General features: G+C 31.2%; 14 protein-coding genes. All 14 read left to right on the forward strand.

Going from position 1 to position 14,501, the window contains the following annotated elements; genetic code table 11:
- Positions 1 to 172: 172 nt before the first annotated feature.
- Entirely contained in the window at positions 173 to 940 is a 768-nt protein-coding gene (locus B5E87_RS06465) for a formate/nitrite transporter family protein (RefSeq protein ID WP_087244113.1), read from the forward strand.
- 564 nt (positions 941 to 1,504) lie between these two features.
- Positions 1,505 to 1,816 carry a hypothetical protein gene (locus B5E87_RS06470; RefSeq protein ID WP_087244114.1) on the forward strand — a complete coding sequence of 104 codons (312 nt, stop codon included), beginning with the start codon at positions 1,505 to 1,507 and terminating at the stop codon, positions 1,814 to 1,816.
- Positions 1,817 to 1,831: 15 nt separating this feature from the next.
- Positions 1,832 to 2,869, forward strand: coding sequence for a V0D/AC39 family V-type ATPase subunit (locus B5E87_RS06475; RefSeq protein ID WP_087244115.1), 1,038 nt, complete (start codon positions 1,832 to 1,834; stop codon positions 2,867 to 2,869).
- Positions 2,870 to 2,880: 11 nt separating this feature from the next.
- Positions 2,881 to 4,407, forward strand: coding sequence for a V-type ATP synthase subunit I (locus B5E87_RS06480; RefSeq protein WP_087244116.1), 1,527 nt, complete (start codon positions 2,881 to 2,883; stop codon positions 4,405 to 4,407).
- Between the two features lie 15 nt (positions 4,408 to 4,422).
- Positions 4,423 to 6,348 (forward strand): V-type ATP synthase subunit I, encoded by a 1,926-nt coding sequence (locus tag B5E87_RS06485; protein WP_087244117.1) that lies wholly within the window; start codon positions 4,423 to 4,425, stop codon positions 6,346 to 6,348.
- Positions 6,349 to 6,376: 28 nt separating this feature from the next.
- Positions 6,377 to 6,805, forward strand: coding sequence for an ATP synthase subunit C (locus tag B5E87_RS06490; protein WP_087244156.1), 429 nt, complete (start codon positions 6,377 to 6,379; stop codon positions 6,803 to 6,805).
- 24 nt (positions 6,806 to 6,829) lie between these two features.
- Positions 6,830 to 7,138 (forward strand): V-type ATP synthase subunit F, encoded by a 309-nt coding sequence (locus tag B5E87_RS06495; protein WP_087244118.1) that lies wholly within the window; start codon positions 6,830 to 6,832, stop codon positions 7,136 to 7,138.
- 12 nt (positions 7,139 to 7,150) lie between these two features.
- A complete protein-coding gene (locus B5E87_RS06500) occupies positions 7,151 to 7,747 on the forward strand; it encodes a V-type ATP synthase subunit E (RefSeq protein WP_087244119.1) in 597 nt (198 codons plus the stop codon).
- A 17-nt stretch (positions 7,748 to 7,764) separates the two neighbouring features.
- The gene (locus B5E87_RS06505) at positions 7,765 to 9,516 is read left to right on the forward strand and encodes a V-type ATP synthase subunit A (RefSeq protein WP_087244120.1); all 1,752 of its coding nucleotides are present in this window, start codon (positions 7,765 to 7,767) and stop codon (positions 9,514 to 9,516) included.
- Between the two features lie 14 nt (positions 9,517 to 9,530).
- On the forward strand, positions 9,531 to 10,979 hold the full coding sequence (locus B5E87_RS06510; RefSeq protein ID WP_087244121.1) for a V-type ATP synthase subunit B: 1,449 nt from the start codon (positions 9,531 to 9,533) through the stop codon (positions 10,977 to 10,979).
- Entirely contained in the window at positions 10,972 to 11,616 is a 645-nt protein-coding gene (locus B5E87_RS06515) for a V-type ATP synthase subunit D (protein ID WP_087244122.1), read from the forward strand. The genes B5E87_RS06510 and B5E87_RS06515 overlap by 8 nt, the downstream gene beginning before the upstream one ends.
- Positions 11,617 to 12,141: 525 nt before the next feature.
- Positions 12,142 to 12,423: an AlbA family DNA-binding domain-containing protein gene (locus tag B5E87_RS06520; protein WP_087244123.1), complete on the forward strand. Its 282-nt coding sequence runs from the start codon at positions 12,142 to 12,144 to the stop codon at positions 12,421 to 12,423.
- Positions 12,380 to 13,519: an ATP-binding protein gene (locus B5E87_RS06525; protein ID WP_087244124.1), complete on the forward strand. Its 1,140-nt coding sequence runs from the start codon at positions 12,380 to 12,382 to the stop codon at positions 13,517 to 13,519. The genes B5E87_RS06520 and B5E87_RS06525 overlap by 44 nt, the downstream gene beginning before the upstream one ends.
- A 555-nt stretch (positions 13,520 to 14,074) precedes the next feature.
- Positions 14,075 to 14,485 (forward strand): hypothetical protein, encoded by a 411-nt coding sequence (locus B5E87_RS06530; RefSeq protein WP_087244125.1) that lies wholly within the window; start codon positions 14,075 to 14,077, stop codon positions 14,483 to 14,485.
- Positions 14,486 to 14,501: the final 16 nt, after the last annotated feature.

Genomic DNA, 14,501 nt, shown 5'->3' on the forward strand with positions numbered 1-14,501 from the left:
CTATCGTTAATATTACATATATATTATGTTAAGTTTATGTAAAGTTTTAACATAAACTTAAAAAAATATTTACATTGAAGCCAAAGAAAGAACTTTTTAGAAAAACATGGAAAAAGTTTTGCCTTTTTTTGTCGTATCTTATATAATGTTTTTGGTTTAAAGGAGAGGGACTATGATTGGTGATATTGAAACACTTTGTAAATTAGCAAATATTAAAATCAATTTAATGAAAACAGATCCAAAACGTTTCTTTGTAAGAGCATTTATGGCAGGGGCATATTTGGGATTGGCTGCTATTTTATCTTATACATTAGGAGCTATGTTAAGTGACCATAGTGTTGTTGGAAAGATTGCTGTGGCTGCATCTTTTGGAATTGGTTTAGTAGCTATTGTTTATCTAGGGGCTGAATTATTTACTGGAAATTGTTTTGTAACAATCATGCCTGTACTAAGAGGTGACATGAAATTAAGAGAGATTATGCCAATGTGGGTTGTCTGTTATATAGGAAATATGATTGGTATATCTTTGATTTGTTTCTTATTTATTAAAAGTGGTGCTCAAGAAGCGATTATGCAACCTTATTTAAAGGGAATTATGGAATCCAAGTTAAATTTTGATGTCATTGATTTATTAATCAAAGGAATTTTGTGTAACTTCGTTGTTTGTGTTGCAGCATATTCAGGAGTTAAGATTAAAGATGAAACAGCAAGATTAATTGTGATTATGATTTTGGTTATGACATTTGTTTTACCAGGATTTGAACACTGTATTGCAAATGGTGGTATTTTTACAATGGGAATCACACAGCTAGGTTCAACAATTGACTGGTCAATGCTTCCACTACATATGCTCATATCAACACTTGGAAATATTATAGGTGGTAGTGTTTTATTAGCTGTACCTATTTATATTATGTTTAGAACACCTCAAACAAAATAAACACAATAAAAACTGTAACAGGACTTTGGGACATGTTACAGTTTTTTTATGATGAAAAGTGAATTGAAATATTGTTTAATTTCTATTGCAAATGTTTATGAAGGAATGGAAGTATCTATCAGAATTTTTTGATTGATAGAATTCAAAAATCATATTTATCTATTGAATGAGTAACAAAGCAAGTAAACGTTCATCATATCAAAGATGCTATGGCTATTGTTGTTTTTGAATATCAGACACAATGTATCAAAAGAGATACCCGTGAGCCTTATGGAATACAAGGCATAGAAACACAGGTGATTGTGAAAGAAAATTAACAATGGAAACGACAACATGTTCATTATTCTAAGGCTTAATGAAAATATCATATATGATAGGAAAGTTAAAAAATGTTGATGAAATGAGTGAAAAATATACTTGAATAACTTTTTTATCATAATAAGAAAAATTGATAAGACATAACTGTTTTTTATTCTTTTTTACAAAGTACTGTTTTGCTTGAAATGTTAAAAAAATAGGAGTAAACTATGTGAGAATAAATGATTAAAGTGAGGAGGGATTATTTTGGACAAAATTATTGATGATATTGTTTCAGTAGATTTAGAGTGTTCAAAAAGGGTTGAAGAAGCTAAGAAGAAAAAACAAGATGTTCAAGCCAATATGAATGCTAAGAAAAAAGAAATCTATGATTCTTTTGTCAAAGAATATCAAGTGAAAATTGATGCTCATAAAAAAGAATTAGAAGCAAAGATTCAAGAAACAAGAGTCAAAAATGAACAAGAGTACAAAGAATCACTAAATCAGCTCTCTAGTCTTTACGAAAAGAATAAAGATGAGTGGGTTTCTACCATTGTTAATCGTTGTAAAGAAATATAGAGAAGAGGTGAGCGTATGAGTTCTTTTTCATCAAATGCTATTCTTGCCAAAGCTCGTTCTATGTATTCACATAGATTAACTGAACAAAATTATGAAGAGCTTTTAAAAAGAAGAAGCATTAATGATTTAGTTGCTTATTTAAAAAGTGAAACAGCTTATAGTGGTATATTAGCTGATTTAAAAGAAGTGAATATTCATCGTGGTCAGTTAGAAGCTTTATTAAATAAAGAAATCTTTTTAAGACTTGATCGTTTGATGAGATTTGCTTCAAAAAAGGAATTAGAATTTTATCGCTTAGGTGTTATGGAATTAGAGATTCAATTGATTTTAACAAAAGCAAGATTGATTGTATCTGATTATTACACAGGTTATGAAATTGAAATTCCAGAATATTTGAATAAATATGCAAGCTTTGATCTATATGGTTTATTGGCTATTAATGATTATGATAGTTTGTTATTTTTATTAAAAGGAACAAAGTATTATGATGCATTACTCAAATATAAGCCTAAAGATGATGAAAGATTTGATTCTAATATGTTAGAGTTAGAATTAAAGCATATTTATTATGCGCAGTATGTTGATGTCGTTAATAAGCTGTATAGAGGAAAAAAACGTAAAGATTTATTAACAATGATCAATACATCTATAGAATTACAGAATATTACAAAGATATATCGTCTAAAGAAATATTTCAATGCATCGCCAGATCAAATTAGAGAAACATTATTTATGGAATATAGCCGTATTCCAAAAAGTGTTATGTCTGAACTGATTGAAACAAAGGATGCCAGTGAGTTTTTAAGAAAACTAGCTGAGTCACCTTATAAATTATATGTAGATGATCATGAATTTGTATATATTGAATATTATACTGAAAAGATCAGATATAATTTAGCCAGACGTTTCATGAGATTTTCAACAGACAGTGCATTGGTTTATATGACATATAAAATTGTATATCAAGTAGAAATTGATAATCTTAAACATATTATTGAAGGTTTAAGATATGGAGAGGCACCGAGTCAGATTGAAGCGATGCTCATCTATTAGGGGGACAAGATATGGCTATAGAACAAATGATATTGTTAAATATGACTTTTGATCGTCATGATTTGGATCAGGTCTTATTTACACTCAAAGATTCCAAGTACTTTTATCCTCAACCTGCTTCAAAGATTGTCAATAATGTTAAAGGAGTACATGCATTACAGGAAGATAATGCCTATACAAAATTATTGGATCGTTTGATTCAGGTTGCATCTGATATGAAGTTGGATTTGAATAAAGATTTGGCTCCTGATAAAACATTAAATCTTGATCAGATAGATCAATATTTAAGTGATTTAGAAGCTCAAATCAAAAATATCAAAGATGTTCAAGATCAATTGATTACGGAAAAAGATGAAAATGAAAAAACATTAGAAATCTTGACAAGATTAACATTGAGTGATGTAGATCTTGATCATTTATTGAATTGTCAATATGTAAAAGCCAGATTTGGACGTTTTCATAGACAAAATCTTGATAAAATTAAATATTATGAAGGTCGACCATTTATTTTTAATAAATTAGGTGAAGATCGTCAGTATGTATATTGTTGTTATATTGTTACAAATAGCTTATTGTTAGAAGTAGACAATATATTTAAAGCGTTAGGATTTGAAGAAATAGTGATTCCTTCATTTGTACATGGGAAAGTCAATGATGCAAAAAAGGAATTAGAAGAAGAAGTTCATGCGATGACTGAATATATCTTACGCATGGATCAAAAGATGACAATTTTAAGAGAAACACACAAAGTTGATTTGTTGAAACTTTATTCAACAGGATTATTCTTACAAAGAATAGAGTCATTTAAAATCTTTGTTGTGGATTTCCAAAGTAAGTGTGCAATTTATGGATTTATTCCAAAACGTATGATTGAGGAATTCAAAGATATGTTAAAACATATCAACGGTATGGAGTATCAGGAACTACCAGCTGATATTTTAGATCATCAGCTAGTTGTGGCTCCAACAGTTGTACACAATGCGAAAATTGTCAGACCATTTGAAATGCTAAGTAAAGTGAAGCAATCAGATAAGATTGATACAACAATCGCTATTGCAGTACTTTATTATGCAGTCTTTATTATCTTTTTGGGGGACTTAGGAGTTGGAGCTATACTTGCGTTGCTTGGACTTCTTATGAGAAAGAAAAAAATGGGAAATTTATTTCTTTCACTTGGTGTAGCAGCATTGCTTGGAGGACTTATTTATGGAGATGTTTTCTATACAATCAGTCTTTATCCAGCCATAGCATTACCATTGTCAACAGTTTATAAACTTGTTGATGGAATTATTCTTTTGATTGTTGGAACTTTTACAATTGGTGCATTTAAGAAAATGTATCTACAAGATTCAACAATGGAGAAAGTCCTTTCCATGAAGGGAATTTGTGGTTTGATTATTGTTTATGCACTTCTTGTGTATTTTGGTTGTGTGTATGAAGCACATATTAATTTACCAATCATGCCATTTGCTATTGTGATTGTTGCTTGCCTTGTGTTTGTTTTGGCAAAGTCAATTTTAAAGAAAAAAGCAGAATAAGGAAGGGAGAAATATATGGCAATAGCAAAATTAAAGCTTTTGGAAATTGAATTTCCAGCACAGCAGTATGATGCCGTGTTATTAAAGCTCATTAATCTTGATAATTTTCATCCCGAGCCAGCTTCAAAATTTGCTGATTCAGTACAAGGGTTATCAGTTTTAAATCGTGAAAATCCATATGCTGATTTGATCGCAAGAATGGAAGAAGCAAGGGATAAATATCATCTTCAACTAAAATGTGCTGATGTTGATAATGTTCGTATGAATATTATTCAAGCTGATACATTTTTCTGTAATGTATTAGAAAAAGCTGCACAGATTGAAAAAGTCAAAGAAGATTTACTCGCAATGATTCAAGAGAATGAAGCAACAATCTCTCAATTAGAGCATATGATTGATGCAAACATTGATTTTGATAGATTATTCTCTTGTAAATATTTACAGATTCGTTTTGGACGTTTACCAACAATGAATTTAGATAAATTAAAATATTATGGAGAACAGAAATTCTTATTTAAAGTTCTTCATAAAGGAACAAAAGAAACTTATTGTAGTTATATTTCAACAGCTGATAATGCTCCTGAAATTGATAACATTTTCTCTTCATTATATTTTGAACGTATTCATATTCCAGAATTCGTTCATGGTAAACCTAGCGAAGCATTAGAAGTTTTAAAAGAAGAAGATGACACAGCTAAACAATATATTCAGGTTCTTGATTCAAGAATTGAAAAATTGTTTAGTGAAAATATGGAAGAAATGAATCATATTTATTCTATTTCTAAGAAATTAAATGAAACATATGATGCTCAAAAATATGTTGTTGTCTTTGGTAAAAATGCTGCCGTTTATGGTTTTGCGGAAGAAAAAGATGCAAAGAATATCAAAGAAGAATTTGAAAAGTTAGATGATGTCAAAGTAGAAATCAGTTCACCAATGAGTGATTCACGTTTGACACCACCAACAAAACTTAAAAATAACTGGTTTTCAAGACCATTTAGAATGTTTGTTGAAATGTATGGTGTTCCATCATATACCGACTTTGATCCAACAAACTTAGTTGCCATTACATATACTTTCTTATTTGGTATGATGTTCGGTGATGTTGGACAAGGGATTGTTTTATCGCTGGTTGGATACTTCTTCTATAAATGGAAAGGTATGCAGCTAGGAGCTGTAGGAGTGCGTTTAGGTATTTCAAGTACAATCTTTGGATTTGTCTTTGGTTCTGTTTTTGGTAGTGAAGAATTATTTGAACATTTTATGGAACCAATGTTCTTGCCAATGGAATCTGAAAATACGATGACATTGTTAATGTCGGCCATTGCGACAGGGGTTGTATTGATTATTATTTCTATCGCATTTAATATCTTCTTAAATCTTAAGAAGAAAAACTGGGGAGAAATGTTATTCTCTCAAAATGGTGTAGCTGGACTAGTGTTTTATGTTTCAGTCTTATTATTAGTTGCCAATATGCTTGTAGGAATGAATTTACCACTTGGTGGACCAGTCTATATTGCATTATTAATCGCAATGCCAGTGGTGATGATTTTCCTAAAAGAACCATTATGTCATAAACTTGAAGGAGAAAAGATGTTCCCACATGGCTTTGGAGCATTCTTTACAGAAGCCTTCTTTGAATTATTTGAAGTTATGCTGACATTCATTGCCAATACAATGTCATTCTTACGTGTTGGTGGATTCGTTTTATCACATGCTGGGATGATGATGGTTGTCTATACACTTGCCCAGATGGTTGCTGGTGGTCCAGAAATTATTAATTTTGGATATATTTTAGTCGCTATTATTGGTAATATCTTCGTTATGTGTCTAGAAGGTATGATTGTTGGTATTCAGGTATTACGTCTAGAGTTCTATGAAATGTTCTCTCGTTACTATGAAGGAAAGGGAAAACCTTTTCAATCAATTAAAGAAAAATAAAAAAGAAATATTTGGAGGAAAAAAAATTATGAATTTAGTTATGTTTATTTTACCTGCTATTGCTGTTGTTTTATTATCTTTACCATTAGTGAAAATGTTTACTTCTAAAGTAAGCAAAGAAAGTGCAAAATGGCGTTTAATGACTCATATTGGAGGATTCTTTGGAGCTGTTGCTTTAACTTTATGTTTATCAATGGGTTCAACATTTGCCGCTGAAGGTGCTTCTATTGTTGGTACAGTTGCTCAAGGTATGGGATTCTTAGCTGCTGCATTAGCTACTGGATGCTCTGCATTAGGTGCAGGTATTGCCGTTGCTGCTGCTGCTCCAGCTGCAATCGGAGCTTTCTCTGAAAATGACAATAACTTCGGTAAAGCATTGATTTTCGTTGCTTTAGGTGAAGGGGTTGCCATCTACGGGTTATTAATTTCAATCTTAATCATCAATAACTTAGCTTAATATTTGTAAGAAAGGTCTGATTATATGAAATTTTTCTTAATCAGCGATAATATTGATACATTAATGGGACTAAGACTTGTAGGTATTGAAGGTGTGGTTGTGCATACAAGAAAAGATTTTCTTGAAGTTTTACAGTCAAAGATGAGAGATTCATCCATTGCCATTATCTTAGTGACTACAAAATTAGTTGATATGTGTCCAGATATTATATCAGAGATTAAATTAAAACAACAAAAACCACTCATTACAGAAATACCTGACCGTCATGGAAATTCTAAGATTGGTGAAACAATCGACGGTTATGTATCTGAAGCTATTGGAGTGAAATTATAGGAGAGATAGATTATGCAAAATATTGATCAAGTATTTCTCTATATGAAAGATGAAATTGAAAGACAGGCAAAAAGCGAAGAACAGGCAATTTTAAATGAAGTGAAAGCTCTTGAGGATGAAGCTTATGAATCTATGAAAGCAGAAGCGAAAAGAGATGCTGATTTAAAATTGAAACAGGAAGAAGAAGAAATGAGTTCTAATGCTTCTGCAGAAATTTCTGAAAGTCATATTGAAAGAACAAAAAAATTAATTGAAAAAAGAGATGAATATGTGAAAAACATCTTTGATCAGGCACGTGATGAATTAAAAGCTTTTGTCAAAAGTGATGAATATTTACCTTTTGTAGAAGCAAAAATTCAACGTGTTGCTGAAAATTTTAAAGATTCTAAGTCTATCATGTATGTATCTCATGATGATTTCAAAAACAAAGATGCGTTTGTGAAAGCTTTTGGAACTGATATTGAAGTTCAAGCAAGTGATGATATTCAAATTGGTGGATTTATTCTTGAAAATAAAGCATCTTCTTTAGTTGTTGATGAAACTTTAGATTTTGCTTTAAATAATCAAAAAGATTGGTTTAATAAAAATTCTGGATTAATTATTAGATAGAAACGGGAGGTATGAGTGTGAATGAAAATGTAATTTATTCAATCAATGGTCCCGTTGTTACAGTCAAAGATACAAATGCCTTTTCTATGTTAGAAATGGTTTATGTTGGTAATGCGAGATTGATTGGAGAAGTTATCTCTATCAAAAAAGAATTAACAACAATTCAGGTTTATGAAACAACAACAGGATTAAAACCAGGAGAACCTGTGTATGGAACTGGACAACCTATTTCTGTTACTTTAGGTCCTGGTATCTTAAGAAATATTTTTGATGGGATTGAAAGACCACTAGAAGAAATTGCAAAAGAATCTGGTGCTTTCATTCCAACTGGTAGCCATGTTGATCCATTGGATAAAAATAAATTATGGGATGTCACAATGGTTGCAAAAGTCGGTGATGAAGTCAAAGGTGGAGATATTTATGCTACAATTCCTGAAACTGACTTAATCACTCATAAATGTATGATATCACCATATACAAAAGGAAAAGTTATTGAAGTGGCTCCATCTGGACAATACAAAATTGATGATGTTGTCATGAAAATTGAAACGGCAGATGGTGCAATTGAGGAGTGTACATTAACACAAAAATGGCCAATCAAACAGGCAAGACCGGTTACAAAACGTTTACCAATTTCAATGCCATTAGTGACAGGACAACGTGTTATTGATACATTGTTCCCAATTGCTAAAGGTGGAACAGCTGCTATTCCAGGAGGATTCGGTACTGGAAAAACAATGACTCAGCACCAATTAGCAAAATGGTGTGATGCCGATATTATCGTTTATGTAGGTTGTGGAGAACGTGGTAACGAAATGACTCAGGTTCTTGAAGAATTTAGAGAATTGATTGACCCTAAATCTAACAAACCTTTAACAGACAGAACAGTATTGATTGCTAATACTTCTAACATGCCAGTTGCGGCTCGTGAAGCTTCTATTTATACAGGGGTGACACTTGCTGAATATTATCGTGATATGGGATATCATGTTGCCATCATGGCAGATTCAACTTCTCGTTGGGCAGAAGCGTTACGTGAAATTTCTGGACGTTTGGAAGAAATGCCTGCTGAAGAAGGATTCCCAGCATACTTGCCATCACGTTTATCACAATTCTATGAACGTGCTGGATATATGAATAACTTAAATGGAACAAAAGGTTCAGTCACAATCATTGGTGCCGTATCACCACAAGGTTCTGACTTCTCTGAACCAGTCACTCAAAATACAAAACGTTTCGTACGTACTTTCTGGGCATTGGATAAAGCTTTAGCTTATGCACGTCACTATTTTGCGATTAACTGGAATCAAAGTTATAGTGAATATATTCCTGATCTTGAAAGATGGTTCAATAAAAATGTTGATCCAAAATTCTTAAGAGATCGTCAGGAATTATCAAGTATTTTAGCTGAAGAAACAAAATTAATGGAAATTGTCAAATTAATGGGTTCTGATGTTTTACCAGATGATCAGAAATTAGTGATTGAAGTTGCTAAATTAGTACGTGTTGGTTACTTACAACAAAATGCATTCCATCCAGATGATACTTATGTACCATTAGAAAAACAATTAAAGATGATGGAAGTCATCTTATACTTATATAAACGTGGTAAAGAAGTTGTCAGTGCTGGAAAACCAATTCGTTTGATTTTGGAAACAGGTATTTTTGATAGAGTTGTCAAAATGAAATATGATGTTCCTAACAATAATTTAGCTTTATTTGATGATTATTATAAAGAAATTGATGAAGCAGTTGCATCTATTGACTAAAGGAGGAAAATGTGATGAGTCTACAATATGTAGGGTTGAACGAAATTAATGGTTCATTAGTCGTATTAGATCATGTTAAAGATGCTTCATATGACGAAATGGTCGAATTACAATTAAAAGATGGTTCAACTCGTTTAGGACGTATCGTTCAAATTGAAGGAGAAAGAGTTGTTGTACAGGTTTTTGAAGGGACAAACTCTTTATCTCTTGCCAATACAAAAACAAGATTATTAGGTCATCCAATGGAACTTCCTGTATCTAAGGAAATCTTAGGACGTGTGTTTTCTGGAGCAGGAAAACCAATTGATGGTCTTGGAGAAATCTATGCTGAAAAATCTATGGATATTAACGGTCAACCATTAAATCCAGTTGCTCGTGTTTATCCAAGAAACTATATTAACACTGGTATTTCATCTATTGACTGTTTAACAACTTTGATTCGTGGACAGAAATTACCAATCTTCTCAGGTTCAGGTTTGCCACACAATCAATTAGCTGTACAAATCGTTAAACAGGCCAAAGTTAAAGATGATGATGGTAGTGGATTTGCAGTTGTCTTTGCGGCAATGGGTGTTACAAATGACGTTGCTGAATACTTCAGACGTTCTTTTGAAGAAGCTGGGGTTATGCAAAGAGTTGTTATGTTCTTGAACTTGTCTAATGACCCAATCATTGAACGTACATTAACACCACGTTGTGCTTTAACAGCAGCTGAATATTTAGCTTATGAACATGATATGCATGTTTTGGTTATTTATACTGATGTCACTTCTTATTGTGAAGCTTTACGTGAATTCTCTTCAAGTAAGGGAGAAATTCCTGGACGTAAAGGATATCCAGGATACTTATATTCTGACTTAGCTTCATTATATGAAAGAGCTGGTATTTCTAAATCAGCAAAAGGATCAGTGACACAAATTCCAATTTTAACAATGCCTAACAATGACATTACTCACCCAGTACCTGACTTAACTGGATATATCACTGAAGGTCAGATTACACTTGATTCTGAATTGAATTCAATGGGTATTTATCCACCTGTCAGTGTGCTTCCATCACTTTCACGTTTGATGAAAGATGGTATTGGTGAAGGATATACAAGAGCTGATCATTCAGATGTATCTAACCAGTTATTTGCAGCTTATGCACATGTTCAGGATGTTAAATCATTAACATCAGTTATTGGTGAAGATGAATTAACACCTGTTGATAGAAAATATATGGAATTTGGACGTTTATTTGAACAGCATTTCCTTAACCAAGGTTTCAATACAAACAGATCTATTGAAGAAACATTAGATTTAGGATGGACTTTATTATCTGTTCTTCCTAAGAATGAATTAGATCGTATTGATAATGCGGTGTTAGAACAATTCTATGATCATGAAAAGGCAGTAGCTCAATTTGATCTTCAAGAAGATACAATGATTAAAGAGTTACAGCAGGCAGTAGATAATGGCTAATCAGGTCTTTCCAACAAAAGGGAATTTGATTGCTACCAAAAAGTCATTAGAACTCGCATATTTGGGTTATGACTTGATGGATAAAAAAAGAAATGTTCTCATCAAGGAAATGATGAATTTATTAGATGATGTCAAATTGATCAGAGATGATATTACAGATTCTTATCAAAAAGCTTATTATGCTCTGCAGGAAGCGAACATGTCACTTGGTATTATCAGTGATATTGTTGAAGCTGTTCCTATTGATGAAGGATTGAGTGTGACTTATCGAAGCGTTATGGGAGTCGAAATTCCAAAAGTGAGTTATGAAAAAACACCTCTTCGTCTAGGATATGGTTTTGAAAGAGCAAACTCTAAAGTGGATTATGCATATAGATGTTTCTATCATGTTAAAGAATTAACTGTAAAATTAGCAGAAATAGAAAATGCTGTTTATCGTCTAGCCAATGCTATTCGTAAAACACAAAAACGTGCTAATGCCTTGCAAAACATTTCTATTCCTGAATTTGAAAGAACAGTGAAATTCATTAGTGAATCTTTAGATGAAAAAGATAGAGAAGAGTTCTCTCGTCAAAAAGTCATCAAAACACAAAAAAATAAACAAGAAAGATTAAAGAAAGAACAAGGTCTTGAATGATCTTGTTTTTTTATCTATATAATAAAACTTATTAATTATTTGTGGATTAAAAAAGGGTTGGTGTAGTCATAATGTTAAAAAATTTTTATATATGAGTATTGTTTGAAACTAAAAAACAAGAAGAAATGTTTGAGATTAAATGAAAAAATAATAATACCTTAAGATTATCTTTACATGATATGAAGTCATCTCAATTTTTAACTTTATTAAAGAAAAATCAATGAATACATATATAATCTATGATATAATTTTTTTATTAAATGAAATAATATTTATAAAGATAAAATTAATAATGAATAATGTTTATTCAAGGAGTAAAATAATGATTTATTAAAGAAGAAAGGATTATTGATATTGTACAATTATTTGATAATTTTGATTTATTTGACGATATGTTTTCAATAATTATAACGTATACTAATTAAGAAAGTGAGTGATTAGATGGATGCACAACAAGAGTATTATATAAGTTTAGTTAAAAGGTTAAGAAACTAACCTAATGAAAGAGAATGGCTTGAGTTCAAAGTGGATAACAATGATCCCAAAATTATAAGTGAATATATTTCAGCGTTAAGTAATTCTGCATCAATATGTGATAAGGATAAAGCGTATATCATTTGGGGGATTGAAGATAGAACACATGACATTGTTGGTACTCAATTTAAGCCTAAACAATTTAAGATTGGTAATGAGGAATTAGAAAATTGGTTATTGAGATTGTTAAAACCAAGAGTTGATTTCCATTTTGTTGAAGTTTCTATGAATGATAAAAAACATTGTGATATTAGAAATTCCGCATGCACATAGTCAACCTACGAGTTTTAAAGATGAAGAATATATTAGAGTGGGATCATATAAGAAGAAACTTAAAGATTTTCCAGAAAAAGAACGTAAATTATGGCTATCTTTTGAACAAAAACCTTTTGAACTTATGTTAGCTATAGAAAATATTTCTGCTTCTAAAGTTACTGAACTTTTAGATTGTGCTGCATATTACACTCTTATGGAATTACCTTTGCCAAGTCATCGAGATGGTATTATTCATAATATGATAGATGAACAATTTATTGTTGAAATGGATAATGGTCATTATGCTATCACAAACATGGGGGCACTATTATTTGCTAAAAACATTAATGATTTTTCTCGTTTAAAACGTAAAGCTATACGTGTCATTCAATATAAAGGAAGTAGTAGAACACAGGCTTTAAGAGAACAGGTATTTACTAAGGGATATGCTATACAGTTTGATGATGTTACTGATTATGTAATGACATTAATTCCTCAAGAAGAAATTATAGAGGGCGGTCGTAGAGAAGAAAAGATTATGTTTCCTAGAAAAGCAATTAGAGAAATGATCGGAAATATGATTATTCATCAAGATTTAGCTGTGCATGGTAGTGGACCTATTTTAGAAGTTTTTGATACCAGAGTAGAAGCTTCAAATCCTGGAAGTTTATTGGTAGATATTGATCGTATTATTGATACTGCTCCTCATTCTAGAAATGAAAATATGGCTTCTTTTCTTAGAATAGTAAGAATCTGTGAAGAACGAGGAAGTGGATTTGATCGTATGGAAGAAGGAATGAATGAGCTAAAGATACCTGCACCAAAGGTTGAAACATCTGAGGATTTTACTCGTATTAAGCTATTCTGGTTTAATGATATAAGTGATTGGAAAAAAGATGATAGAATCAGAACATGTTATTTGTATACTTGTTATTGTTATATTAATGAAATAGATGTTTCTAATGCTGTATTAAGAGAAAGATTTGGTGTGAGTTCCAACAAGAAAGCTATGATTTCCAAGATTATTAAGAGTACAATTGATGCTGGTTACATTAAAATATATGATGAAACAGCTTCGATGAAAATGAGACGTTATAAACCTTATTGGGCATAAATTTTTAGTTTCTGTAAGTTTCCAGTTTTACTTTAAAAACATTAATATATACTGGAAAACCTTGAATTTATATCATAATTTTTTGTTGAAATAACTCATTTTAGTTTCCATAAGTTTCCGATTTAACTTGATAAGTGATAATACATATTAGAAATCCTTGATTTTACAACAAAATTTCATATTAAAGTGAATTGCTTTAGTTTCCATAAGTTTCCAACCATAACTAATGATTAAAAAATATTTGGTTTCTAGGAGAACGTATTTTCCATGACCTGACGAGATAATACATTGGTACAGTTGTGGAGTTAGCTCGATTCCAATAATTATCTTCTCAATGAAAAATGGGTATTTGTTTAAGGTGGAAGTCTTTTGAGAAGAGAGATAAAAAAATTTAATGAACAGCTTTGAAGGAAAGTTTTTTGTAAAGATTTAACAAAGAAAATAAAAGAAGGAACAAGGTCTTGAATGATCTTGTTCTTTTATTTTTAAGAAATATTAAGAATTTTTTAAGAAAATTTTAGAAGTGAAACATTATACTGATAATGGGTGGTTAATATGAAAAGAAAATTATTAATGACAGTGATATTTATCATAAGTTTATCAACAATGCTGATGGATTGGTTTGGTGGACAGCGAGGTGTTCAGGATATTTCTGGACTCATTTTATTAAATAATCCTATTGCAGTGGCATGTATGATTTTAACATTGATTGGTATATGGACTCATTATGGTGAAACAAGTTATATGCTGATCTATGTTGGTTTAACTGGTATTATGATGATGGAAATTTATGAGTTTTTAACATGGCATATCCTCACCATTTCTGGTTCTTTTAATTTAGCATTAAGCTTTGATTGGTGTAATCCAGAGTTTTATATTGCTGTGATGAGTATGATAGCAACCCTTTTGATTTATAGATATTATTTTCAAAAAATGGATTTGACAAAGTCACAAGATTGTGTATGATAAAGAAAAAGAGAGG

This window comes from Massilimicrobiota sp. An142, assembly GCF_002160725.1.
Taxonomy (GTDB): domain Bacteria; phylum Bacillota_I; class Bacilli_A; order Erysipelotrichales; family Coprobacillaceae; genus Allocoprobacillus; species Allocoprobacillus merdigallinarum.

Bases quoted from the DNA above. Each gene is read 5' to 3' on its own strand.
- B5E87_RS06495 (WP_087244118.1), top strand. From the start codon at position 6,830: ATGAAATTTTTCTTAATCAGCGATAATATTGATACATTAATGGGACTA.
- B5E87_RS06480 (WP_087244116.1), top strand. From the start codon at position 2,881: ATGGCTATAGAACAAATGATATTGTTAAATATGACTTTTGATCGTCAT.
- B5E87_RS06465 (WP_087244113.1), top strand. From the start codon at position 173: ATGATTGGTGATATTGAAACACTTTGTAAATTAGCAAATATTAAAATC.
- B5E87_RS06515 (WP_087244122.1), top strand. From the start codon at position 10,972: ATGGCTAATCAGGTCTTTCCAACAAAAGGGAATTTGATTGCTACCAAA.
- B5E87_RS06490 (WP_087244156.1), top strand. From the start codon at position 6,377: ATGAATTTAGTTATGTTTATTTTACCTGCTATTGCTGTTGTTTTATTA.
- B5E87_RS06510 (WP_087244121.1), top strand. From the start codon at position 9,531: ATGAGTCTACAATATGTAGGGTTGAACGAAATTAATGGTTCATTAGTC.
- B5E87_RS06530 (WP_087244125.1), top strand. From the start codon at position 14,075: ATGAAAAGAAAATTATTAATGACAGTGATATTTATCATAAGTTTATCA.
- B5E87_RS06525 (WP_087244124.1), top strand. From the start codon at position 12,380: ATGATAAAAAACATTGTGATATTAGAAATTCCGCATGCACATAGTCAA.
- B5E87_RS06500 (WP_087244119.1), top strand. From the start codon at position 7,151: ATGCAAAATATTGATCAAGTATTTCTCTATATGAAAGATGAAATTGAA.
- B5E87_RS06475 (WP_087244115.1), top strand. From the start codon at position 1,832: ATGAGTTCTTTTTCATCAAATGCTATTCTTGCCAAAGCTCGTTCTATG.
- B5E87_RS06485 (WP_087244117.1), top strand. From the start codon at position 4,423: ATGGCAATAGCAAAATTAAAGCTTTTGGAAATTGAATTTCCAGCACAG.